Raw genomic sequence first — 25,162 nt, 5'->3', positions numbered from 1 at the left:
TTACAGGCTGCGCGGGGACTTGTACCCCTCAGACAGTAACCTTATTCATCACCGCAGGTGACACAAACTACCGATCGCCTGCCGTAAAAGGATTTCTTTATGTCCAACAATCTGATTAATACCGCGATGAGTGGTCTGAGTGCGGCGCAATACGCCCTGAGCACCGTGGGTAATAATATTACCAACTTCCAGGTCGCCGGGTATAACCGCCAGAACGCTATTTTTGCGCAAGCGGGCGGCACCTTGTCTCCAGCGGGTTTCCTCGGTAATGGTGTTAACGTGACCGGCGTAAATCGTGAGTACAACTCCTTTATTAATAATCAGTTACGCTCAGCCCAAACTCAAAGCGCCGGTCTGACAACTTATTACAATCAGATCTCGCAGATTGATAACCTGTTGGCGGATAAAAATAACAGCCTGTCCGTTACCATGCAGGATTTTTTCAGCAATCTAAAAGGTCTGGAAACGCTTCCTAATGACGACGCGACGCGTAAAACCGTGTTGGGTAAAGCCGAAGGTTTGGTAAACCAATTCAAGAATGCGGATAAATATCTGCAAGACATGAATAACGGTGTTAACCAGAAAATTAGCGACAGCGTTAACCAGATTAATAACTATTCTGAGCAGATCGCCAAACTTAACGACCAGATCACCCGTTTACGCGGCAGCAGCGGCAGCGAGCCAAATGCTTTGCTCGATCAGCGCGATCAGTTGGTTAGCGAGCTGAACACCATTATTCCTGTCACCGTAACCCAGCAAGACGGCGACGCTTATAACGTGTCCTTCGCCGGTGGTTTATCGCTGGTACAGGGGTCGAATTCTTATAATATGCGTGCAATTCCTTCTAGCGCAGACGGTACTCGTATGACCATCGGTTATGACCGCGGTCTGGGCGGTGTGGCTGAGCTGGACGAATCCCGCATTACATCCGGTTCTTTGGGCGGTACGCTGAAATTCCGCAGTGAAGCACTGGATAGCGCTCGCAACCAATTAGGGCAGTTGGCGTTGGTGATGGCCGACAGCTTTAACCAGCAGCACGAAAAAGGCTTTGATATCAACGGCGATCCAGGAGAGAAGTTCTTCAACTTTGCTCAGCCAAACAGCGTCAGCAATGCCAAAAACACCGGCACCGGCCATCTGGATGTGAGCTACAGCAACACTAGCGAAGTGCAGGCCAGTGATTACAGCATGGAATTCGACGGCACCAACTGGCAGGTTACGCGTCTATCAGATAACAGTAAAATCGCGCCTAAAACCGAAGCTGACGGCAGTCTGAGCTTTGATGGCCTGAATGTTTCTGTCGGCGCAGGCGTAGCGGCGAACGATAAGTTCACCATCAAACCGGTGGCTAATACCATTTCTAACCTGGATGTGGCAATCAAGGATTCCTCCAAAATTGCTGCTGCGGGCGCGGATCCAACCGGTGTAGACGGTGGGAAAGGCGATAATAACAACGCCAAGGCGTTACTGGATCTGCAAAACAAACAATTGGTCAACGGCAAAGCGACGTTGTCCGGTGCTTACGCCGGTTTAGTCAGTAACGTGGGTAACCAAACCAGTACGGCGAAAGTGAACAGTACCGCGCAGTTCAATATCGTGAAGCAGCTTGATGAGCAGCAGCAGTCCATTTCCGGGGTAAACCTGGATGAAGAGTACGGCAATCTTCAGCGTTTCCAGCAATATTACCTGGCCAATGCGCAGGTTATCCAAGTGGCTTCGACTCTGTTTAATTCCTTGCTGGAAATTCGTTAAACCGAACCCTGCGGGGATAAATACTCAATCACTGTTCTGCGATACGGCTCGCAGAACAGACGCTAAAAGGAACTGACATCGTGCGCCTTAGTACCAGCATGCTGTATCAGCAAAATATGCGCGGCATCACTGATGCCCAATCTCTGTGGTTGCAGTCTGGCCAACAGATTTCTACCGGCAAACGAGTGATTAACCCATCGGATGATCCCATGGCAGCCTCACAGGTGATCATGCTGTCTCAGGCTCAGTCTGAGAATGCGCAATTTGCCTTAGGCCGCAGCTATGCGCGCCAGACTTCATCTTTGGAAACCAACTTTTTGGCGCAGTCAACCAGCACCGTGCAGCAAATGCAAGCATTGGTGATCAGTGCCAGTAAAGACTCCCTGAGTGATGATGACCGAGCTTCTTACGCAACTCAGTTGCAGGGCCTGAAGGATCAATTGTTAAATCAGGCTAACTCCACGGATGGCAACGGCAACTACATGTTTGGCGGTTTCAAGAATGACAAACCTCCTTTCGTTGCCGATCCGGTGACCGGCGCGGTAACCTATAACGGTGGTGATGAGCCTAAGACTCAACAGGTTGATTCTTTCCGTAACATGACCGTAGGCCACACGGGGTCCAGCGTGTTTATGAGTCTGACCGCCAATGCGCGTCCGGAGCCAACGGATCCGGCTACCGGCACGACGCCAGCGTCAGAAAGCAATATTTTCAATACCATCGATACCGTATTGAACGCGCTGAAAATGCCAATGAATGGCGCATCGGAAGCAGATAAAAAGCTCTCCGCGGATGCGATGGATAAAGGGATTCGCGGGTTAGACAACTCGTTGAATAATATCCTGTCCGTTCAGGCCGAAATTGGTACCCAATTGCAGGAATTGGACAGTCTGGATAGCCTGGGCGACGACCGTACTCTGATAAACAAACAACAGCTTAGCGATTTACAGGATGTAGATTGGAACGCCGCGATTTCATCCTACGTTATGCAACAAGCCGCATTACAGGCTTCGTATAAAGCTTTCAGCGATATGCAAGGCATGTCCCTGTTCCAGCTTAACCGTTAATACCCTGCGTTCTTACCCGCTGACCAGCTCGGCGGGTCCCCTTTTAAGTGTACTTAAACCGGGTGCACTTTTCGGTATGTCATCTTTTCCCACTAAGGTTTGGGATGGCATACCACCTTTTTATTCGTCCCCCCATCTTTAGCCTCGTTTCAAGTTAACTTCCAACCCTAAAGCATCGCTATAACAATCCGTTATGGCAGAGTGATTATTGCTATTGCTGCAAGTAATTAGTGACGTGAAATGATGGGGCTCAGAGAAAGAGGGCGCTAACTTCAGGCCATCCCGCCAACAACACCGGCCAGACGATCGAAGAACTCACCGAACAGATGCTCGCAGTAGGGAGCAAGACTCGGCATTAACAAGCCCAGAACCAGCATACCTATGGTTAAAGTGAGGGGGAAACCGATCACGAATACCGAAAGCTGCGGCGTCATGCGGTTTAACATCCCCAGTGCCATGTTTAGCGTGAGCAGAATAGTGATCATGGGTAACGCGAGCATAAGTCCACTGATAAAGATCAGAGAACCGATCTCGGTTAAGGCGCGGAACCCGCCGCCGTTTAGGGGCGCAAACTGAATGGGCAGCGTGTGGAAGCTGTCGGACAACATAGAAATCAGCCATAAATGGCCGTTGAGGGACAAAAAGAGCAGCATTGCGATTAGATTCAGCAATCGCGCCAGCACGGGCATATTGGGGCCACCGGAGGGATCGAAGAAGGTAGCGAAAGACAGCCCCATTTGTAACCCGATGATTTCTCCCGCTAAACGAATGGCTGCAAAGGCGAACTGCATGGTCAGGCCAATAGCGACGCCGATGATCACTTGCTGAATGGCGACCCAAATAGCGCCGACGGAAAAAATGGGAATATCAATGACCGGCAGGGACGGTGCAATCAGAAAGGTAATCATTACCCCAAGGCCGACTTTGACCTTACGGTTGATCGATTTTTCATTCAGAACCGGCGCGGTGCTGATCAGCGCCAATACACGAACCAGCGGCCAAAAATATTGGCTGACTAAATGGCTAAGCTGGCTGGTATCAAAAGAAAGCATGTTTAGCCGATCAGCGTAGGCAAGCTGGTGAAAAGATTACGCATGTAATCCAGAATCAAATTCAGCATCCATGGCCCGGCGATAACCAAAGTGGCGAAGACTGCCAGAATTTTAGGAATGAAAGACAGGGTCATTTCGTTAATCTGCGTGGCGGCCTGTAGCAGGCTGACCAACAGACCGCTGACCAACGCAGCCAGCAATAGCGGCGCGGCCAGTGCCAGGGCGATTTTCATCGCTTCAGTGCCAAGCGCCATTACCGATTCAGGAGTCATAGCCTACCTTTGTATAAAATGAGCTGGATGAGATAATTTCAGGCTAACTGTAGAAACTTTGCGCCAGTGAACCTAGCAGCAATTGCCAGCCGTCCACCAGAACAAACAACATCAGCTTAAAGGGGAGCGAGATCGTCGCCGGCGGCACCATCATCATACCGAGGGCCATTAATACGCTAGCGACCACCAAATCGATAATCAGGAACGGAATAAATACGGTAAAACCGATCTGGAAGGCGGTTTTCAGCTCGCTGGTGACGTAGGCCGGAAGCAAAATACGCATTGGCACCGCTTCTGGGCCTTCAAACGCAGGCAGATTGGCTAAACGGGCGTACAGCGCCAAATCGGTTTCCCGGGTTTGTCGCAGCATAAATTCCCGCAGCGGCTGCGAGCCTTTATCTATGGCGATGTCCATGGTGATCTTATCCTGGCTAAACGGCAGATAAGCATCCTGATAAACTTTGTCGAACACCGGTGACATGATAAAGAAGGTCAAAAACAGCGCCAGACCTAACAAAACCTGATTCGGCGGTGCCGATGGCGTGCCGAGGGCGTTACGTAACAAACCCAGCACGATAATGATTCGGGTAAAACTGGTCATCATCAGCAACGCCGCCGGTAAGAAGCTCAGCGAAGTGATCAGGACTAAGGTTTGTACCGGTAGTGACCAGCTTTGCCCGCCGTTGGCGAGAGGCTGGCTGATAATACCGGGTAATTGCGCAAACACCGCCGGTGAGAACAACAGGGCGGTGAAAGTGAATAGGGGGGTAAGCAGACGGCGCATCCGCACCGTTAAGGCAAAAGTGGCCTTGAATTCAGGGCGCTGAGACGTCATGCCGATTTTTCCGGGTGTTTCAGGATTTTTTGCAGTAGCTGACGAAAATCAGCCGGTTTAGTGGTATCTGGCTCGACGGTAGGGTCTACCGGAGGGCGTTCCATCGTGTGCAACTGAGTGACCTGCTGTGAAGTGACGCCCAGCACTAACCAGGTGTTATCTACTTCCACAATGACTACGCGCTCGCGCTGGCCAACCTGACAGCTAGCGCGCACATTCAGCAATTTGTTATTGCGCGCCTGCGGAGCAAAGCCCAGCCGTTTTACCAGCCAGGCACCGCACAGAATCAGTAAAATAACGCCGCCGAGAACGCTGCCAACCTGCGTTAATACCGCACCAGCCGGAAGGGCAGGTGCCGCGGGAACGGCTGTTTGGCTACTCACTCCAGGGTGAGAATTGGCGAAACCGGTGACCGGCGTTTGTGCTTCACTCATTAGCGGCTTAAACGGCGCATACGCTCAGATGGCGTAATGATGTCGGTAATACGTACGCCGTATTTATCCGCAACCACTACCACTTCACCTTGCGCTATCAGGTAACCGTTAATCAGGATATCCAGCGGCTCACCAGCCAGACCATCCAGAGAAACCACTGAACCTTGCGATAGGCGCAGCAATTCTTTGATGGTCATTTTGGTGCGGCCCAGCTCTACGGACAGTTTTACCGGAATATCAAGAATCAGATCGATTTCCTGCAAATTGCCAAGTGCGTCCGGTGCCTCCAGCGATTTGAATACGCCTTCAGTTGTTGCCGTTGGTTTTTCTGTCGCTTGCTGCTCGTTAAACGCATCAGCCCACAGATCATCCACGGATTCCTTTCCATCGCCAGACGGCAGCTTAGGGTCACTCATTGGGCTGTTCCTCATTTAGAGCATTCAAAATAGGGTTAATCAGATGTTCAACACGAAGGGCGTATTGCCCGTTCAGAGTACCGTACTGGCTGGTTAGCACCGGTACGCCATCAACGTGGGCGATCAGCCGGTCTGGCTTATCTATCGGCAATACATCGCCCGGTTTCAGTTTTAAAATCTGAGACAAACGCAGCGAGATCTCGGCAAAATTGGCCACCAGCTCCAGCTCGGAGTGTTGAACCTGTTTTACCAACGTTTCGCGCCAGTGGGTGTCTTCCTGACGTGAGTTTTCCAGCGGCGGATTGGTCAATAGCTCGCGCAGCGGTTCGATCATGGCGAAAGGAATACAGATATTGAATTCGCCGCTTAGCGCGCCGATTTCCACGTGGAATGGCGTGGTGACCACGATGTCGTTCGGCGAGGTAGTGATGTTGGTAAATTTCACCTGAATCTCGGAACGGACATATTCCACGTCGATCTTGTAAATGGCGGCCCAGGCGTCGCGGTAGGCGTCCAGCGCCAAACGCAGCATGCGGGTAATCACCCGTTGTTCAGTATGGGTAAATTCGCGGCCTTCCACTTTAGTCGGGAAACGGCCATCCCCGCCGAACAGGTTATCGACGGCGATAAACACCAAACTTGGCTCAAACACAAATAGGGCAGTGCCGCGCAGCGGTTTGAGATGTACCAGGTTCAGGTTGGTTGGCACCGGCAGGTTACGGGCAAATTCATGGTAAGGCTGGATTTTAATCGGGCCTACCGTGATGTCCGGGCTACGACGGAGCAGGTTGAACAACCCCATGCGGAACTGACGGGCAAAACGCTCGTTAATGATCTCCAGCGCGTGCAGACGCTCACGCACCACGCGGCGCTGGGTTGTCGGATCGTAAGGCTTAACGTCACTGTCACTGCCGACTATGGCAACCGGCTCATCGTTTCCGCTGTCGCCGTTTAACAGTGCGTCAATCTCTGCTTGTGAAAGTATGCTGTCGCCCATAATGATTATCGCAGTATGAATGCGGTAAACAGCACGTCGCTGATTACCTGATTAGGTTGACCTTTAACCATTGGCGGGCTGAGGACGGTTTTGATTTGCGCCATTAACCGCTGTTTGCCTTCTTCGTTCGCCAGGCTTTCGGCAGTCTGGCGAGACAGCAACAACAGCAGACGGCTGCGAACTTCCGGTAAATAGTCGTTCAGCGCGCGACGGGTATTCTCGTCTGGCAGGCGCAGAGTCAAACCGATGTACAGCACGCGATCCAGGTTGTTGTCCGGCGTGATCAGATTAACGGTAAAGGTATCAAGCGGCATAAAGACCGGAGCCACAGGGACAGGTTTAACGTTCGCAGGCTTGCTGTTGTGCAGTACCCACCAGCTATAGCCGCCGCCCGCAGCAGAAGCCACGGCAATCAGTACTAGCAGAATCACCCAGATTGAACTTTTACGCTTGGCCGGGATGGTGTTATCAGACATGGGGAAGACAAATTCCTGTTTCGTGTATCTGCATAATAACGCGGGTATGACTCGTTGACGGATGTCGCCACCTTGGCAACTTCTGACAACCTACCCGCGTTAAACGAATAATGGTGATGATTATCCCGCGTATCACCGCCGGCAATAGGCAGAATAGGTGGGAAAAAACGGCCTACCTCGCCCGTTTGTTCAATTTTAGGCGAAAATATCAACACCGCCGTTGCCGGATGCTAAAGATTGCAGTGCGGCTGGCGTCACCAACGGTGTCAGAGAATCAGCCGATTCAGCGTTTTCGCCGTAAGCAGGCTGGCCATTAGCCGCATAGTTTTGCTGATTTTGTTGATGCTGCTGTTGCTGAGCCTGCTGCCACTGAGACGATCCTTCGCTACTGACACTGCTCTGGCCCAATTGAATCCCACTTTCAGCTAAAGCATGACGCAGCCCCGGCAGAGCGGCTTCTAGCGCGGCGCGAACCTGACCGTGAGCTGAGGCGAAGTGCAGCTGCGCCTGATTATCTTCGATCTTCAGACTGATTTGCAGCGCGCCCAATTCCTGCGGATGCAAACGCAGTTCGGCATTTTGCTGGCCGTTGCGGCTAAACATTAATACCTGCTGGCCTAACGCCTGCTGCCATTCCTGACTGCCCAACTGAGCGCTCAAATGGCCGGCAACCGGGGCGGAAGCAAGGCCGCCGGTAGGCGCAGCCATGATTGGGCTGGAGACCGGCGGTAATGAAGGGGTGATAGCGCTGGTTAACAAGGCTTTCTCGCCGCTATTGACTGCTTCTGTCGGGGCGATTAACGCACTCAGCGCAGCGGTTTTATTGGCGGCTATGGCGCTGTTGTCCTGTGTCTGACCGGTAGGGCGGTTCTGACGCAGTTCTACCTTTTCGGTTTTGGTTTTTACCTCGGCCAATAGGTTATTCGCGGGGTTACCACCCTCTTTTTTACCGTTACTCAAAGTGGTACTCAACAGCGCGCCCAGCTCTTTATCCTGACCGGTTAAGCCCAGCAGACTGCCCAGCGCTTCGCCTTTACCTGCGGGGCTACTTTTGGAGCCAGCATTCAGATTATCCTGTGCGGTCAGCCCTGATTTCAGGCTGTTACCGCTTGCCAGTGTAGTCGCTACCTGATGGGGCAACATCGCCAGCAAAGTATGTAATGGGTTCAGGTCGGGTTTATCGCGCTGAATTTCCAGTTTTTGATCGTCTTCTGGCGTTGTTTTCTTGCCATGAGACTCGCCTGTCTGACCTGCGGCCGTTAATCCTGCCGGCAGGGTCGCGGTGATATCACCCAATGCGGCCAGCAACTGGTTAAGCTTGCTACTGCCTTGGCTGGTTTTATCCCCTTCGACATCGGCAATGTTACCGGTGACGGCGGCTAAAGAAGATTTCAGCGCTTTGGCATCGGCGGCATCCAGCTTCTGAGCCAATTGGCTCAATTGGCCGCCTAGCAGCTCGGCAAAATCCGCCGGTAAACCCGCATCGCTGAATAACGCAGCGATAGAAGAAGACGCTGCACCCTCAGTTTCGGTTGGTGTCGCAACACCGGGCAGTACAGACAGATTCATGAATTCAGGCTCCTTTGTGAGCTGCGCTGGGCAAACTCATCCATCAATTTTTGATCCATACGGTTTTCATGGTGACGCTGGGTGGTTTCCGCCCGTTCCTGCAAGGTTTCGAACGCGTTGAGGCGTTGCTGTTTCTCTTGCCAGTGCTTGACGGCTAAATCGACGCGCTGATTCCATTGCAATAGCTGCTGCCGGTGCTGATCGATTGCCAATTCCAACGTCTGAATAAACTGCTGATAATTCTGCCAGGTTGAGGAGGCCATCCCGTCGGATAAGGTATCGTTCAGCTTGACCCGATATTCATCCTGATAGTTGAGCAACATATTCAATTGCTGCTCGGCTTGCAGGTACGATTGACGCACCTGTCCCAACTGTGTACTGGCCTTTTCGACGGCCTTCTGCGCCAAGTCGCGCAGGGTAACGAGAGGTGATTGACTTTTCATCGTATTCCTCATCTATTACGGAATGAAGATTGGCGTCAGTGAGCTGACGGCCAATCAGCCGGGAAACAGCGCCTTCAGATGCTGACAGGCATCCTCATAGCTACTTCGCTCAAACATTCCTTGCTGCAAGAAGGTTTCCATCTGGGGGTAAAGCAAGATTGCGCGGTCGAGCAGCGGATCGCTCCCTGCCGCGTAGGCACCGACGCTGACCAAATCGCGGTTGCGTTGGTAGCTCGCCAGTAACTGTTTGAACTGACGAACTTTGCTGTAGTGATCCTCATCAATCAGCGCCGTCATGGCTCGGCTGATGGAGGCTTCGATATCAATAGCCGGATAATGGCCGGATTCGGCCAAACGGCGGGACAGCACCACGTGGCCATCCAAAATGGCGCGGGCGGAGTCGGCAATCGGATCTTGCTGATCGTCGCCCTCGGTCAATACGGTATAGAAAGCGGTGATAGAACCGCCGCCGCTGACGCCGTTACCGGCTCTTTCGACCAACGCCGGTAGCTTGGCGAAGACAGAAGGCGGGTAGCCTTTGGTGGCAGGCGGCTCGCCAATGGCCAGCGCGATTTCACGCTGTGCCATGGCATAACGCGTCAGGGAGTCCATAATCAGCAGCACATGCTGACCGCGATCGCGGAAGTCTTCGGCGATACGAGTCGCGTAAGCGGCACCCTGCATACGTAATAAAGGGGAAACGTCGGCCGGTGCGGCAATGACTACCGAACGTGCGCGACCTTCTGCCCCAAGAATATTTTCAATAAAGTCTTTTACTTCACGACCACGTTCACCGATTAGCCCGACCACAATGACGTCCGCCTGGGTATAGCGTGCCATCATGCCAAGCAACACGCTTTTACCGACGCCGGAACCGGCAAACAGACCCATACGCTGACCGCGACCAACGGTGAGCAGGGCGTTGATAGTGCGCACGCCCACGTCCAGAACCTGTTCGATAGCGGTACGCTGCAACGGGTTAACCGGCGGCGTAATCAATGGTGCGCGATAGCCGGTTTCTGGCGCGGGTAAACCGTCCAGCGGCTTGGCGCTGCCATCCAGTACGCGTCCGAGCAATTCAGGGCCGAGAGGCAGTTGTTTACTGGCGGAAGCGCCATTGGCGGTAATGCGTGCATAGACGCGCGCGCCGGGCACAATGCCTTCCACTTCTTCCAACGGCATCAAAAACAGGCGCTGGCCGTTAAAACCAACCACTTCGCTTTCTACTTCCTGCACTTCGCCGCCGTCGTGTCGTTCAATCAGGCAGGTTGCGCCAAGGGGCAATTGCAAGCCAGTGGCTTCCAAAACCAGACCGGTGGCGCGGGTCAGACGACCATAGCGCCGAACCGAAGGCGACTGAACGATTCGCTGTTCCAGTTTATCCAGTGTAGTCAGCCAGCGGCCAAGACGGGCGGTCATTACAAATCTCCCGGTGCGGCCAGGCGGCACAGCTCATGCCAACGGGTTGCGACGCTGGCATCCAGATCGCCTTCTTCCGCGCTGACTTTACAACCACCGGCGTGAATCTGGCTGTCGGCCAGCAAACGCCAACCGTGCAGGCTCAGGGTGGCGCCTAAGCGCTGCTCCACCATCGCCAAATCGTCCGGATTTACGCGCAACTGCGGTTTGCCGTTAAACATTGGCTCTTGCTGAATCAGCTGTTGGATTTGACCCAGCAGTGCGGTGCCGTCACAAATAGCCGGTTGCCCCAAAATCTGTTTCGCCGCCGTCAGCGCCAATTGCATCAAACGAGAGGCGATGACGCTGTCGAGGGAATCGAGCGTATTTTGGAAATCAGCGACCAGCGCCTGCCAGTGAGCGGTCATCGGCTCTTGCAGTTTCTGCGCTTCCAGCAAACCTTGTTCACGCCCTTCCAGCAGCCCGGTTTGATAGCCCTGATCCAGACCTTCCTGCAAACCTTTGGCGAAACCTTGCTGCCGACCCTGTTGCTCCGCCTGCTGTTGCAAACTTTGCAGCACCTGCTGTTGGTCGGGTTCCTGTGGTTCGCCTGCTTCGTCGGTAAACTCGGTCATCGCGACTTCCGGCTGGGTAGCCGGAGCGTCATCAAACTGACTGGCGAAATCCTTGGGAGCCCAAGGCTGCCAGGGCAGGGCATTAAGCTGATCAGACATAGATGTCCTCGCCGCCGCCAATTACGATCTCGCCGCTTTCCGCCAAACGACGGACGATAAGCAGGATCGCTTTCTGTTCGCTTTCCACCAGTGACATACGCACTGGCCCACGCGTGGCCAGATCGTCGCGCAGAATCTCGGCAGCACGCAGAGACATGTTGCTGAGGAAACGTTCGCGCAGAGCCTGATCCGACCCTTTCAATGCCACCAATAGGGACTCGGAGTCGATCTCTTGCAGCAAACGCTGAATGCTGCGGTCGTCGACGCCAACCAGATTTTCGAACAGGAACATCTCGTCGATAATCTTTTGTGCCAGTTCGCCATCGTATTCGCGCATGGCGTCCATAACCGCTTCTTCCTGCTGGGTTTTCATCAGGTTGATAATCTCGGCAGCGGTGCGGATACCGCCCATTTTGCTGCGTTTGAGATTCTGGCCGTCCAACAGGTTGTTCAGCACTTCAGTCAATTCCGCCAGCGCCGCCGGTTGAACCCCACCGAAGGTGGCGATACGCAGCATGACATCGTTGCGCAGACGTTCGTCGAACAGCGCCAGAATATCGGCAGCCTGACCGCGTTTCAGGTGAACCAAAATGGTGGCGATGATCTGCGGGTGCTCGTCCCGAATCAGATCCGCAGCCATCTGCGGTTCCATAAAGTTGAGGGTTTCCATGCCGCTGGTGGTTTCGCGAGACTCCAGAATATCTTCCAGCAGGCTGGAGGCACGTTCTTCCCCCAAGGCTTTCACCAGCACGCCGCGCAGGTATTCGCTGGCGTTGACGCTCAGCGCTGCATATTGCTCGGCGTCGTCTTCAAACTCGACTAACACGTCAATTAATTGCTGATGAGAAACCTGACGCATACTCGCCATGGTGGTACTCAGTTGCTGCACCTCCCGCGACGAGAGGTGTTTGAAAACTTCTGCGGCGTGGTCTTCGCCCAACGTCATCAGCATGATGGCGCTCTTTTCAGTTCCGGTCAGGCTCATTGGTCTGTACTCATCCATTGACGAATTACCAGCGCGACAACGCGTGGATCTTTATCTGCAAGTTCGCGGATACGCTGGGCCTGAACTTCAGCGCTTACACGCTGTTGTGATTTCTTACGCAGGGCCAGCTCTTCTTTGCTCTGTTTCACTGTTTCAGCGGTTTGTGCCGTCTGCGCTGCGTTATTAGCCGCAGTAATCGCCGGATTCACTTCCTGTTTCTTAGCGATAAACGGACGTACCAGTTTGCGCCACAGAATCCAGGCAACCAGCAGAATCAACAGATAACGACCGGCACTCATCAACTGCTCGAAGAAGGATTGTTGTTTCCAGAACGGCAGGGCGCTGCTGGTTTCTTCGGTTGCGGTAAACGGCGTATTGACCACGTTTAGCGTATCGCCACGCGCGGTAGAGAAGCCCATGGCTTCACGGGTTAGCGCCTCAATTTGCGCCAACTGATCTTTGCTCAGCGCGATCGGCTTGCCGGTTTTCTTGTCGATATCCAGATAGTTAACCACCACGGCGACGGACAGGCGTTGCACCATGCCAGCCTGTTGCTGGGTGTGACGAATAGTCCGGTCAACTTCATAGTTAGTGGTTTCATCCCGACGACTGCTGCCCGGAACGCTATTGCGGTTGCCAGTGCCGGCGGTGTTGTTGCGGTTAGCCGCAGTGGCTGCGGCGGTATTCGCTGCTGCACCGGTAGCCCCCGGCGCTGCGCCAACTGGCGGAGTTTCAATCGGAGCAACCGGCGTGGCCGAAGGCTGATTGGATAAAGCGCCCGGAACGCCGCCGATTGGCGTGCCGCCAACCTGTTCGCTTTGGCTTAGCTGCTGTGACCGTACCGCGCCCTGTTCAGGGCGTTGGTTTGGTTTGTATTCTTCGTCCGTCTGCTCGCGGGTCGCAAAATCAACCTGCGCGGTGACCTGAGCGTGGACATTTCCGTTACCGACCATCGGAGCCAAAATAGACTCAATGCGGCGTTGGAAGCGGGCTTCCACCTCATTGGTAAATTTCAACTGAGCGGCATTCAAATCGCGACCGGCGCTATCTGATTGCGTCAACAGGCGGCCCGTTTGGTCAACGACGGTGACGTTACCCGGAGGTAGACCGGCCACGCTGCTGGAAACCATATAAACAATGGCGTTAATCTGGCCATCATCCAATGCGCGCCCAGGCTGTAAAGCCAGTGTGACGGAAGCCGAGGGGGATTTTTGTTCACGAACAAACAGCGAAGGCTTCGGCAATGCCAAATGAACGCGTACGTTCATGACCGGGCCGAGGGTTTCGATGGTGCGGGATAATTCTCCCTCCAACGCCCGTTGGTAGTTGATTTGTTCACTGAACTGGCTGATGCCGAATTTTTCCTGATCCAGCAGTTCAAAGCCAACGGCACCGCCTTTCGGCAGCCCTTGCTGCGCCAGGCGCAGACGGGTTTCATGCACCTTGTCTGCCGGAATCAGCAGCGCACCGCCGTTTTCGGCAAAGCGATAAGGAATATTGAGCTGAGTCAGTTGAGTGACAATAGCGCCGCCATCGCGATCGCTCAAATTGCTGTAAAGGACGCGATAATCCGGGCTTTTCGCCCATAACATTAAGGCGACAACGATCGACACTGCGGCAGCAGCGGCGATAAGTAACGGAATTTTTGGATTGGCGCGCAGGCGATTCAACAGCCCGCTAAAGCCATTCTCACGGTTCTCTACGCCAGTTATCGAGGCATTCATACGCATTCCTTGCCAGGCTGGACAACGTTGACGTTAGTATTTGTGTAAGTAGTGTATCGAAACAAAACAGACTCCCTGGTACGTAAGCGACAAAGCAGCAATCGCCGGTCTCCCCTTTTATGGGCATGCCATTATTTGTCGGATTAAGGGAATTTGATGAGTCAATAAGGCGATGTTTTTGTATCTAATTAGCCGGTTTAGCTAAAAAATGATGTGTTAGGGTGTCAGCCTGAAAATACCAATCTGTGCCGGGCTTAAAGAATATCCGTCCTGAGCACGCGCTTTTTACTGAGGTTTTATGTCCATTCAAGGTATTGAAGGTGTTTTGCAACAAATGCAGGTCAGCGCATTACAGGCGGCAGGAACGGCCAAAGTGCTGCCGGCTGAGCCGGGTTTTGCCAGCGAACTGAAGGCCGCACTGGGTAAAATCAGTGAAGTGCAGCAAACGGCTCGTACTCAGGCGCAGAATTTCGAACTAGGCAAACCGGGCATTGGTTTAAACGATGTGATGGTCGATATGCAAAAATCCTCAATCTCCATGCAAATGGGAATTCAGGTACGTAATAAGCTGGTTTCGGCCTATCAGGAAGTGATGAATATGGGCGTTTGATGGCAACGCAGCTATTCAGATGATGCTTGCCCATAAAATAAGGTTGAGAGCAGAAAAGTTATTTTCATGGATATAATGGACTAAGATAATTAACTAACAAGGATGAATGTATGAGTAAGAATCAAAGAATTGCTATGTTTGCGGCCATAGGTGGCGTTGGTTATCTGGTATGGTACGTAATTAAACATACTACGGGATTATAATTTTCTATTATTATTGGCTCCCCACTTGTCATCAATGCTACTGGTAGCTCCGAACGATAGGGCTGCCCGAGTTGATCATTATTTTTCTATTTATGTTATGACGCTTAGCAAAACGCTGATTTCCTAGCGCCACTGAAATGCTTTTCCCTGAATGACTCCACATTGTCATAGGATAATGTGGAGTCATTCAGGGGGGCTATTCGACGTAATCCTGCTGTCAGCTTCCGGACAATTCATATAACCCTGTTCTACTGCCTGATTATAACGGTTTAAGGCGACGAAGAACGGTGAGCTATGGCCATCTTTCCGTTAAGTATCATGAAGGCAACCCCCTCTTATCTTACTGATTATCATCATGATATACGGTGTCCCGCCGGTGTTTATCCCCGATTGTTTAGTGGCTTAGGTAGTGAAAATCGTCGCCTGAACAACGGGCAGAGAATCATATTAAAAGAAGCCTAGGCAGCAGGCGCTTAATATCGGAATAGCCAGTAATGATATGTGGCGTATGATATTAAATATCCTTAATTTAAATTTCGATTAATCTTTCGTTTAACTGAATTTATTAATCAAGCCTCAATTAATCAACGGAGTTTCCGCAGTAAGGACTCAATCAGTCAGCAGGAAAGCCTTATATTATAAAGCGTCGCTATTATATGTGTTGGCGTCTATTATTTATATGTTTGTTTATTTCAATTAATGTTAAATAAGAATGGCCAATTAACATGAAAGGAACAGCTATAGTCGAATGCTATATTCGACATGATTTAATTGATTTTTTGTACATCCTTTAATTACATTCATTTTAGTGATAATGGGTGGAGTCTAGGGATATTGTCATGCCACAGTTAAAACTCACTATTTGTTATCAACACAATTGTTGTATTAATCAATGCTGTGTTTACATACAAATCTTGGAATAAAAAGGATGAATCCATGAGTATGAAATTAAGCAGTAAAATCTTTGCTTTTGCTCCGGTATTGTTGGTCGCAGCCTGTACCACGACGCCATTACCCCCAGTACCGCAGGCTTTGCTGGGCGTAGATCGCGGCATGGCAGGAATAGATAACTGTGCGGTAGGGTGTCCAACGGGAAGCCAGAGTGATGAAACCCTGGTTCGAGATAGTTATACGTTGAACAATAATCCAAGTACTAAGTTTGCTAACTGGGTTGCCTACAAGATTACAAAATCTACTCAGGCCAGCAGCCGACCGCGTAACTGGAAAACCGATCCTGATTTACCTGCCAGCGATACTCTAAGCCCTGATGATTATAAGAATGCGAATCAAGTGCTGAAAATCGATCGGGGACATCAGGCTCCACTAGCCAGTTTGGCCGCTGCCCCTGACTGGCAGAGTCTTAATTATTTGTCCAATATTACACCGCAAAAAGCCGCGTTAAATCAGGGGGCATGGGCGAGGCTGGAAGATCAGGAACGTAAACTGGCGAACAGGGCAGACATTAGCGCGGTTTACACCGTCACCGGCCCGCTGTATGAACGTTCTATGGAAAAACTGCCTAATGCGAAAAAACCGCACCAAATTCCAAGCGGTTACTGGAAAATCATTTTTATCAATAACAGCCCGGCAGTCAATCATTACGCCACTTTTATCCTGGATCAGGATACGCCCGCCACGGCCAATTTCTGTGATTTTCAAGCCACGGTCAGTGACGTTGAACGTCGCGCCGGTTTAACTTTGTGGTCGAACTTACCGACTGAAATTCAGGCGGGATTGAAAAAAACGCCCGGCGTATTATCAGAGCAAATGGGATGCTCGCCAGCCAAAGCATAAAATGTAGTGGGGCAGCCTAAAAAAGAAATAAACCCGGGAGATATATTCCGGGTTTTATCTGTCGTAGAGTCATCGGCGGCTTAACCCTATATTTTCACTCAGATAAAACCTATACTGAAGCCACTTTATCACTGATGGTTAGTCTATTGATGAGATTATTTCACAGGATTAAAGGGCGTATATCCCCCACTTTTTGTCTGGCCGTCATGGTCGCTATTAACGGTTACCTGATATTAGGGCCGGTACTTTCCCGTACCTTAAGTTATGTTCCCCAAACCCTGGGTAGCATAGGTACATGGAAAGAAACGTTGTCCATGTTAGGGCTATTGGAAATTCCCCGTTTTGTCATTGGTCTTAGCCTTATTCTGATGGCGATAGGTTTAGCTCTTAAAGCGCGTACTGCTTGGGTTTTCACTCTGTTTTTGCTGCTGGCAATGACATTGCTGAATTTTATGAACGGTAATAGTGATGTGCATATTACCGGTTTGTCCGTCGCTATTATTCTTGGCTTACTGATTTGTTGGCGGCAGTTCGATCATCAAAGCCTGGCCAGTAGCAGCTTATTTGCTATCGTCAGTATTTCTTCATTATTGTTGTACGCGGTGATTGGCACGCTTTATTTAGGCGCTGAATTCTCTCCTGCGGTGGAGGATCTACCGACGGCGTTCTATTTCGCGATAGTGGCGATGTCAACGGTAGGATTTGGCGATATTGTTCCGGCGACCACGCATGCTCGCATGTTTACGCTTTCGATTATTATTATGGGTATTACGGTATTTGCGGCATCGATTACAGCCATTGTCGGGCCGATGATTAGCCATAATATCCAGCGAATCGTTAAAGGCAGGATCTCTCACGTGATACGTAAAAATCATTTTATTATTGTCGGTACAACCCCATTGGCACTGAATGTGTATCAAGGTCTGCGGGATCGTGGCGAACTGGTTACCCTGGTGGTGGCTACCGGAACAACGGCGGAGTTACCGAAAGGCGCAGACGTGGTGACTGGCGATCCGTCATCCGTAGCGACTTTGAAAGTCGCAGGTGCAGATAAGGCGAAATATATTATTACCCTATGTAATAGCGATGCCGAGAATGTCTTTACCCTTTTGGCTGCGAAAGAAGTGGCAGGGCCAGAGACGAAAACAATTTCGTTAGTCAATGAAAGCCAGAATCAGCCGAAAATTAAGCGAGTTAATCCCGATATGGTTTTTTCTCTACAGCTATTGGGGAGTGAATTGTTAGTCAGAACACTCAGTGGTGAAACTATCAATAATGAGCTGATCACTGAAATGTTCTTTGGCAGTTGCGTGAAGGCAAATTGATTTTTCAGACAGCACTGACGATATTCCGTTAAGTGCCAATAGCCTTTATCCCACGCCGGTAACGCCCATTCCGGCGTGGAGCTATTATCAGCAACGATATCTTTAATCACCATAATCTGTATCCGTAGCGCTCACGGTCATATCTCTTGGTATTACGGGGTGCCAACCTTACGTAGCAGAGTGGTAATATCGATGAGATCGACTTGTTCTGGTTGAATATAGGTTTTGGCATAGTCTTGCCAGATTCCCGATTCGATAAACAAGATAAACAATTGTCGATCAAGATGATTGTCGTTAACCATATTCGCCATGATATTCAATGACTCGGACAGTTTTTTACCTGCTTTATAAGGGCGATCTGCTGCAGTCAGCGCTTCAAATACGTCAGCAATGGCCATCATACGCATGGTCAGACTCATCTGCTGGGCATTCAGTTGGTTAGGATAACCTTTCCCATCCATTCTTTCGTGATGTCCACCGGCAATGGTTGGTACGTTTGACATGGTACGAGGGAAGGGGAGCTTTTTCAGCATGATGATCGTCTGCATGATGTGTTCATTGATTTTATAACGATCTTCTTCCGTCAGTGTCCCTCGTCTAATACTGAGGTTATACATTTCACCATGGTTATACAGATGAGTGGGTGGTTGCAATTTGAAGTCATAATATTCCGGATGTTTGATTTTATCGTCCCGATAAATAATATGTTCCTCTTTGTCGGCCAAAAGTGGCTCTTGAGCCGGTAAGGGTTTTTGCGGTGTGCGGTTTTTCCTAGACATCTCTTCATTGCCTAGGCCGGTTCTATCATCGAGCGTCCGTGTCCAGCGGTGTTGAGCAATATCATGAATGCGCTTAATGGCTTCATCGGATAATCCCTCCTGACCAATATTGGTCTGGGCGATGAAATAGTAGTCCTCATCCAGTTTCCGTAATTCCTGATTTATTTGCGAGCAATCTGGCTCTTGCCCAGATTGGGCTAGGCATTGGCGTAAAAAATCGATTTCTTTCTCTCGTTTTAATACTTCGAAACGCATACGAATTTCATGAATCCGGTTATAAATGGTTTCCAGCTTGGTGGCTTTATCAACAATAAATTCAGGAGTGGTAATTTTCCCGCAGTCATGTAACCAGCACGCAGTACGCAGTTCTTCCCATTCGTCATTACTTAAACTGAAATCGGCAAAGGGGCCTTCTTTCATTTCAACGGCAACCTTCGCCAGCATTTCGGTAATAACCGGAACCCGTTGACAATGGCCGCCGGTATAAGCGCTTTTGGCATCAATAGCGCCTGCAATCAGCTTGATAAAGGAATCCAGCAGGTTTTTTTGTTCCTGCAGCAAATGCTGAGCCTCGACAGAAATGGACAGGCTACCGACTAGCGCATTAACCAGTTGTATCCGTGAATACTTCCTTTCGTGATTGATCGACTCATCATCAAAGAGTAATAAGAATCCGAGTAAATGATCGTCATGTCCTCGTATCGGGGCAATAATAAAACGCAGAGGAAGCTGGTCGGCCAATACCTCATACAGGGCAGGCCATAAATTATCTTTATTCACTATTCCCGATGAGGTTCTGCCGTACATCACAGGATTAAACGGAGTGAAATAGCTATCGCTAATAGCCAGTTTAGGCATGTTGCTAACGTCAATGGACTGGTTTTTCCATTGAAAGGCGATAGGGAGGAATGCGGGGTTTTTGGCATCATTCAGGAAAATAACACCGCCGGACATACTCGCAATTTGCGTGGTTTCCAATAATAAACCTTCCATTTGTGCCGCAAAATTGTGGCCAGCGGCGAGTATATTCCCCATCGAAATAAATTGATTGAGCGTCAATTTCATCTTCTTCATTGATGCGTGTAATTCGTCAATTTCCTGAATAACTGACGGTTCACTTTCCCGTTCATCAAAATGTAAATGGCTAATGGCATCGGCATCCTGACGTAGCCGTATTAAGGGGTGAGATATTCTCAGAGAAAAGAACCAAATGATGGGTAAGGTTAATAACAGGAGCGCGCAGGCAATGAGAGTCGAGTTATTACGAATCTGGTTAGCATTAGCGGTAAGATACGACGATGGTGTGGCAATAATTAACTGATATTTATTCTCATTTATCGGAATGATGCTGCCATACCATTCTTGCTGTTCACTGGTGAATATATGGCTTTGGCTGGTTGCCCCCGTAGATGATGTTTTGAGGCCTAACAATGACACTAATACTGGGCTAATACTTTGACTCTCTCCTCTTGAATTTAAACTCGCGATAGCATCATTCTTTGCGTCAATAATGACGGCCTGGCTGCCAATAGGTAAATTTTGCTGTTGTAAGAACTCACTCAGTGAAGCGAGAGATATATCCATTCCCACTACTGAGCTTCTATTTAACGCTCTTTTGCTAAAGGTTATCCCCGGTTCTTTAGTCGCATGATAGATATAAACTGGCGAAATAGTGACACCGTTATTCTGCAATGCCGAGGTAAACCAGGTGCGTAATCGCGGATCGAAAGGATCCTTTTCTAACCGCCTGTTAGCAATTATTTGTTGCTTCGCATCAAGGAAAATATAGTCTTTTATTGGTGATTCACCGGCTATTTGGCTGCGCTGTATTATCCATTCGGTATTGGGGGGAGCACCTAATATAGGGCGATTAGTATTACTGGCTCGCCTTAGCAGAAAGAAATCACCGTTGTCATAACCACTATAAATAGCACTGGCATACTTATTTGAATTTAAAATCTCGCTGAGCCGTTCAATCGAGACCATTTGTCGTTCAAAGACGGTGTTGTCGGTTATGGGTAAGCTAGCTAAGATATTGACTGACATAGACATAGAGTGAGTAATGCTATCCAGTTCTGTGGCAATGGCTTTCCCTGTTTTTTGATATTGTTCCAGAGTACTGCTTTCGGTCAGTTTGGTGAGCTGGTGGTGATTAAACAAAATAATGACGGTGCCAATGATCAGAATTAGCAGCGTAAATAAGGATGCTATCTGGATATGAAGAGGGTAACGGTTTTTAAGACTCAAAGTCATTCGTAGCATAGGTACCTGCGTGCAGATTACCTCCGATTACTTTTATAATAGTTGTTATTGCAAAAACTGTATTCAAGAGACATAAGTATCATCATTAATTTGTTGATATTAAACTCTTTTATTTATTTTTTCGAAGATAAAAAATGCGGGTTGGTAATACGCTAACGCGTCTAGATTCAACTAAGAATAACATTAAACATTTTAAAATAGCTTACCCGCCGCCTTGCTCTATAACAGGAATAGGCTAGGAATAAGACGGTTTGAAATCACTATTGTATTGCGACTCTGTTTCCAACGAGCCTGACGCCAGTCGGTGGTGGCCGCGTATGGCTGTTGGCGCGAAGCCAAAACGTTTACGGAATCGCTCTGCAAAGCGTGATGAACTTTCATAGCCGACGCGGTTGGCAATTAATGATATCGGCCAGTCGGTCGCTTGTAACAGCGTTAATGCGCTAGTCATGCGGACATCGATCATTAAATTGCGTAATACAACGTTCTCGGCAGAAAGTTTCCGTCGTAATACCACTTCGCTCATAGACATTCGCTCTGCGACCTCGGCAACCGTCCATATTTTATGAGGGTCGGTTGCCAGACAACAGCGTACTTTTTCTGTCAGCGTTTCTGCATCTTTTATTAAGAACTTAACGCCACGCTGGGTCAGCCAAAGCAATAGCTCCACCATGCGATGGCGAATGATGGGCTTCGGAATATCATTGTTATCAGCTAATACCTTAAAAGTATTGGTGAAAGCATTGATAAACTCCGGCGCAGGATTACGCACCGGCATGACATCTGGTATTACGGACAGGTCATGGGCTTTGGGATTATGGGCAAATGTATTGATTAACTGAGGTTCAATACTCAGCGTATGGCTGAAGAAAACCCCATCAGCAGATAACCCGTTGACTATATCTATAGTTTGACCACCGCTGATAGCGGCCATCTCGCCGGGCAGGATTATACATTCCTGGTTTTCCCAGCGAATAACCTTATGGCCGTGGTTAACCATAATCAGCAGTGGGTGTTGTATATAAATCGAGGTGAGTGCAAGTTCAGTATGTTGAATAACATGCCTTGAACTGCCAATCCCCGAACATAGATTAATTGTACGTTCCATCGATATTCATTTCACAGTCTTTACCTGAGAATATCTTTACGCGTTGCGCACCAGACAAGCAACTTATTTTAATACAAATTTAGTGCGTAGTGCTATTTCGTCGAGAAAAAAAACTGGTTTGTTGGCGCACACAAATAGCCATGTAAACAGGGCAAACACACCGATAAAATCACGCTCATCCGGAGTAATAAAAAAACATTACTTGCAATGTTAATGATTTCATTCGAATGTAAAATGAGAATATCTATCTTGTTGTTATGTTGATAAAACCATCGCTATTGTGTTTCACCTAATAACACCGCATGGTCTGGGAACTGACCATAAGTATTATTTACCACTTGTTGTCGGGTTGATTGTCCGACCAGTTCGCTTAATTCATTAAGGCGTAGCTGTAATAAGCGCTTAATTTCAGTTTCATTATCTAAAATGTTTTTTAATTTCTTTCTTAATATCTCTTGCAGTGAAAGAGACGAACAAGAAGAAATGGTCACGTTGGCGGTACTCTCAACAGCTTTCAGATAAGTCATTTCCAGATCAACCAGCGCATCCCAATTTCCCTCAATTGCAAAGGCAAGCATTTGTTCACTGAGGGTCAGGATATGTTGATATTCGGATAGAAGGTGCTGGTGACGTTCCATTAAATGGGGTCCTAATTGGGTTGATAATTGGGGCCGATCTGCCGCCAGGCATCAGCAATATTTTCAAGCAAGGCTTCGACTTCGACAATAGCCTGCTCGTCATTATGCAAATTGGCATGCAGTAAGCGACGTGACATATAGTCATACAACGCTGACAGATTTTCTGCCAGCTCGCCGCCTTTTTCCATATCAAGCCCAGTACGCAGGCCGTTATCAATAATATTGATAGCTTTGGAAATAGCTAATCCCTTTGCGGCAATCTCCCCCTGATTCATCAAAATACGTGCGCGAACCAGGGCGCTTTGCGCCCCGTCGAACAGCATCACGATCAACTGGTGGGGGCTGGCGCTCATGACTCCGCTTTCCAATCCTACCTGTGCGTAAGCCTGGCTCCCTGACCGGTTGTACATGTTTTCTATCCTTTGTTATTTAAATTGTGCCAACAGCATGTTGCCTGTGTTTTTGAACGAGGTAACCAATTTATCTAGCTGACCGAACTGGATCTTGTAGCGTTCAATCGTGGCATTGATATTGGCTGTTGTTGAAATAACCTGTTTATCCAGATTTTTCAATGAACGGTTGATCCCGTCGGTTGCACTTTTCAGCGTACCTTTCGAGGTATCAAGGGCACCATTCAGCAGTTTATCCATTTGGGTAGCAAACCCGGTAGTTTCACCGTCCCCGGCAAAGAACTGGTTAACGCTGCCTGGTTTTTCTTTCAGCGCTTTATCCAGTTTCTCGTTGTCGATTTTCAGCTTCCCATTAAGATCCTGAGTGATCCCCAGGCTAGCTAAGGTTTTGACATCGCCGCCTTGAGCAGAAGATAACTGGGCTTTCAGTTGGGTCTGAATATTACGCAGCGTATTGTCACCGACCAATTCACCGTTGCCGGACGACTGCTCTTGACCCGCTTCAACCGCGGTATATTTGGTCAGTGAGCTAAAAGTGGTTTGCAGTGAGTTATAGGCATCAACAAAAGCCTGGATCGCATCTTTGGTCGCTTTGGGATCGCGTACCACACTCAGAACTTCTGGGGTGTCAGGTTTGGTGACGCTCTTCAACGTAAGCGTCACACCAGCAGGTGCATCGGTAATTACGTTACTTTGACGAGTAATATCAATGCCGTTGACTTTCAATTTGGCATCCGCTGCTGGAACGGTTTGCTTCATGCCATCGGTGCTGGTGCTTCCCGGCGTATAGTTCAGGATCTTGCCTAAATCATCATCGCCAGTCACGCTAACGGTCATTTCCGACTTGGTGCCGGTTTCTTTTGAAGTCAGCGAAAGGTAATAGGTATCGTCATCACCCTTCATAATACTGGCGGTAACATTGCCTTCCTGCTTGTTGATAGCATCGCGGATATCATTCAGGGAGGTTTTATCTTTTGCCAATGTAACTTCCATCGGCTTTTCTTGGCCAGGCTGAGTAATAGTAATGGTTCTTGTTTCATTACTATTGCCCAAATTATCTTTTGTGTTAGGCATCTTGCCGGATAGCAAGGATTGCGCCTTAGCCAATTGAGAAATTTCAATATTATAGCTACCGGCGCTGGCAGCACTGTCGGTTGTTGCACTAAATGCTTCATTTTTACTGCTGACCGACGTGCCGTTTATTGTGTCTGCTTTTTTCAGGGCCGCCGCAGCAGTTTCCACTTTTGCCAGTGCGTTTTGCAGCACGCCAAATGCAGATAGTTTCCCTTTAAAGCTGGTTTGTTGCTGGGTCAGAGGGGTAAGACGCTTTTGTTCTGCTGCAGACAAACCGTCTAACAGTTCACTTAAATTCATTCCTGAACCGCTACCTAATGAGCTGATACTTGCCATGTCTAATCCTTAATATTCAAGTGTCGTGATAGCGTTATCGGCCAGGAGGAAAAAAAGTTTACACATAAAATACAAATAGTGATGGATGGAATAGCGGGGCATTAAGTACAGCTATTTGCGCTATTGAACTGAATGACGGGTATATCGTGTGCATATTTATGCATCAAGGCAGAATGATTTCAATTGCGGATTAAAGTTCTCGGCGCAGGTGCCGATAGCCTTTTGTGATGGCGACGATAACTCAGTCCAATCGCCAATAATACTCATTAGCTACATTGAAGGAATATCACTATGGCGGTAATTAATACAAATAGCCTGTCTCTGATGACACAGAACAACCTGAACAAATCCCAGTCTTCTTTGGGCACCGCCATTGAGCGTCTGTCTTCCGGCCTGCGTATCAACAGCGCGAAGGACGATGCAGCGGGTCAGGCGATTGCCAACCGTTTCACTTCTAACATTAACGGTT

At 49.3% G+C, this 25,162-nt stretch carries 23 protein-coding genes and 1 pseudogene; 6 read left to right on the top strand and 18 right to left on the bottom strand.

From position 1 onward, the window contains the following. Positions 1–99 precede the first annotated feature (99 nt). Together flgK and flgL are read left to right on the top strand one after the other, a co-directional pair. Positions 100–1,752 carry a flagellar hook-associated protein FlgK gene (flgK, locus tag ACQ4OC_RS16755; protein ID WP_064517640.1) on the top strand — a complete coding sequence of 551 codons (1,653 nt, stop codon included), beginning with the start codon at positions 100–102 and terminating at the stop codon, positions 1,750–1,752. Positions 1,753–1,832: 80 nt separating this feature from the next. Next, a complete protein-coding gene (gene flgL / locus ACQ4OC_RS16750) occupies positions 1,833–2,819 on the top strand; it encodes a flagellar hook-associated protein FlgL (protein WP_120806733.1) in 987 nt (328 codons plus the stop codon). Positions 2,820–3,091: 272 nt separating this feature from the next. On the opposite strand, the gene fliR is transcribed toward flgL, so the two are convergent. The 13 genes from fliR to fliF form a co-directional block, all read right to left on the bottom strand. Then, entirely contained in the window at positions 3,092–3,871 is a 780-nt protein-coding gene (gene fliR / locus ACQ4OC_RS16745) for a flagellar biosynthetic protein FliR (RefSeq protein ID WP_064517642.1), read from the bottom strand. Positions 3,872–3,873: 2 nt separating this feature from the next. Further along, positions 3,874–4,143: a flagellar biosynthesis protein FliQ gene (gene fliQ / locus ACQ4OC_RS16740; RefSeq protein WP_049597514.1), complete on the bottom strand. Its 270-nt coding sequence runs from the start codon at positions 4,141–4,143 to the stop codon at positions 3,874–3,876. Between the two features lie 43 nt (positions 4,144–4,186). After that, on the bottom strand, positions 4,187–4,927 hold the full coding sequence (gene fliP, locus ACQ4OC_RS16735; protein WP_064518546.1) for a flagellar type III secretion system pore protein FliP: 741 nt from the start codon (positions 4,925–4,927) through the stop codon (positions 4,187–4,189). A 47-nt stretch (positions 4,928–4,974) separates the two neighbouring features. Continuing rightward, positions 4,975–5,412, bottom strand: coding sequence for a flagellar biosynthetic protein FliO (fliO, locus tag ACQ4OC_RS16730; protein ID WP_064517644.1), 438 nt, complete (start codon positions 5,410–5,412; stop codon positions 4,975–4,977). Further along, complete coding sequence (fliN, locus tag ACQ4OC_RS16725; RefSeq protein WP_049597516.1) at positions 5,412–5,828, bottom strand: flagellar motor switch protein FliN; 417 nt, start codon at positions 5,826–5,828, stop codon at positions 5,412–5,414. Before fliN ends, fliO begins: the two co-directional genes overlap by 1 nt. Beyond that, positions 5,821–6,825, bottom strand: a complete 1,005-nt coding sequence (gene fliM, locus ACQ4OC_RS16720; protein WP_049597517.1) for a flagellar motor switch protein FliM — start codon at positions 6,823–6,825, stop codon at positions 5,821–5,823. The genes fliN and fliM overlap by 8 nt, the downstream gene beginning before the upstream one ends. Before the next feature lie 5 nt (positions 6,826–6,830). Next, complete coding sequence (gene fliL, locus ACQ4OC_RS16715; RefSeq protein WP_064517646.1) at positions 6,831–7,301, bottom strand: flagellar basal body-associated protein FliL; 471 nt, start codon at positions 7,299–7,301, stop codon at positions 6,831–6,833. Between the two features lie 195 nt (positions 7,302–7,496). Next, positions 7,497–8,870: a flagellar hook-length control protein FliK gene (locus ACQ4OC_RS16710; RefSeq protein WP_064517648.1), complete on the bottom strand. Its 1,374-nt coding sequence runs from the start codon at positions 8,868–8,870 to the stop codon at positions 7,497–7,499. Next, positions 8,867–9,313 carry a flagellar export protein FliJ gene (fliJ, locus tag ACQ4OC_RS16705; RefSeq protein WP_064517650.1) on the bottom strand — a complete coding sequence of 149 codons (447 nt, stop codon included), beginning with the start codon at positions 9,311–9,313 and terminating at the stop codon, positions 8,867–8,869. The genes ACQ4OC_RS16710 and fliJ overlap by 4 nt, the downstream gene beginning before the upstream one ends. 54 nt (positions 9,314–9,367) lie before the next feature. Further along, positions 9,368–10,732, bottom strand: a complete 1,365-nt coding sequence (gene fliI / locus ACQ4OC_RS16700) for a flagellar protein export ATPase FliI (protein ID WP_064517652.1) — start codon at positions 10,730–10,732, stop codon at positions 9,368–9,370. Next, positions 10,732–11,445 (bottom strand): flagellar assembly protein FliH, encoded by a 714-nt coding sequence (gene fliH / locus ACQ4OC_RS16695; RefSeq protein WP_064517654.1) that lies wholly within the window; start codon positions 11,443–11,445, stop codon positions 10,732–10,734. The genes fliI and fliH overlap by 1 nt, the downstream gene beginning before the upstream one ends. After that, positions 11,438–12,430, bottom strand: coding sequence for a flagellar motor switch protein FliG (gene fliG / locus ACQ4OC_RS16690; protein WP_049597523.1), 993 nt, complete (start codon positions 12,428–12,430; stop codon positions 11,438–11,440). Before fliG ends, fliH begins: the two co-directional genes overlap by 8 nt. Beyond that, entirely contained in the window at positions 12,427–14,154 is a 1,728-nt protein-coding gene (gene fliF / locus ACQ4OC_RS16685) for a flagellar basal-body MS-ring/collar protein FliF (protein WP_064517656.1), read from the bottom strand. The genes fliG and fliF overlap by 4 nt, the downstream gene beginning before the upstream one ends. Positions 14,155–14,452: 298 nt before the next feature. Between fliF and fliE the strand changes: the two genes are divergently transcribed. From fliE to kch, 3 genes are all read left to right on the top strand, one after another. Next, a complete protein-coding gene (gene fliE, locus ACQ4OC_RS16680; RefSeq protein WP_064517658.1) occupies positions 14,453–14,764 on the top strand; it encodes a flagellar hook-basal body complex protein FliE in 312 nt (103 codons plus the stop codon). A 1,145-nt stretch (positions 14,765–15,909) separates the two neighbouring features. Continuing rightward, positions 15,910–16,761, top strand: a complete 852-nt coding sequence (locus ACQ4OC_RS16675; RefSeq protein ID WP_430971429.1) for a DNA/RNA non-specific endonuclease — start codon at positions 15,910–15,912, stop codon at positions 16,759–16,761. 149 nt (positions 16,762–16,910) lie between these two features. After that, positions 16,911–18,086, top strand: coding sequence for a voltage-gated potassium channel protein (kch, locus tag ACQ4OC_RS16670; RefSeq protein WP_064517663.1), 1,176 nt, complete (start codon positions 16,911–16,913; stop codon positions 18,084–18,086). Positions 18,087–18,238: 152 nt separating this feature from the next. Here the strand turns inward: kch and ACQ4OC_RS16665 are convergent, their stop codons facing one another. The 5 genes from ACQ4OC_RS16665 to fliD form a co-directional block, all read right to left on the bottom strand. Next, on the bottom strand, positions 18,239–21,127 hold the full coding sequence (locus ACQ4OC_RS16665; protein ID WP_430971425.1) for an HD domain-containing phosphohydrolase: 2,889 nt from the start codon (positions 21,125–21,127) through the stop codon (positions 18,239–18,241). 235 nt (positions 21,128–21,362) lie between these two features. After that, positions 21,363–22,235, bottom strand: a complete 873-nt coding sequence (locus ACQ4OC_RS16660) for a helix-turn-helix transcriptional regulator (protein ID WP_064517667.1) — start codon at positions 22,233–22,235, stop codon at positions 21,363–21,365. 275 nt (positions 22,236–22,510) lie between these two features. Further along, positions 22,511–22,873, bottom strand: coding sequence for a flagella biosynthesis regulatory protein FliT (gene fliT, locus ACQ4OC_RS16655; protein ID WP_064517668.1), 363 nt, complete (start codon positions 22,871–22,873; stop codon positions 22,511–22,513). 11 nt (positions 22,874–22,884) lie between these two features. Next, positions 22,885–23,283: a flagellar export chaperone FliS gene (gene fliS, locus ACQ4OC_RS16650; RefSeq protein ID WP_038241981.1), complete on the bottom strand. Its 399-nt coding sequence runs from the start codon at positions 23,281–23,283 to the stop codon at positions 22,885–22,887. Positions 23,284–23,298: 15 nt separating this feature from the next. Then, entirely contained in the window at positions 23,299–24,693 is a 1,395-nt protein-coding gene (gene fliD / locus ACQ4OC_RS16645; RefSeq protein WP_064517671.1) for a flagellar filament capping protein FliD, read from the bottom strand. Positions 24,694–24,984: 291 nt separating this feature from the next. Here fliD and ACQ4OC_RS16640 point away from each other — a divergent pair. Then, positions 24,985–25,162 (top strand): annotated as a pseudogene (locus ACQ4OC_RS16640) (flagellin FliC); the annotation flags it as partial.

The organism is Yersinia sp. J1, assembly GCF_050586585.1.
Classification (GTDB): Bacteria; Pseudomonadota; Gammaproteobacteria; order Enterobacterales; family Enterobacteriaceae; genus Yersinia; species Yersinia entomophaga.
Note: the sequence above shows the minus strand (reverse complement) of the source record. Positions and strands in the feature narration are given on the sequence as shown.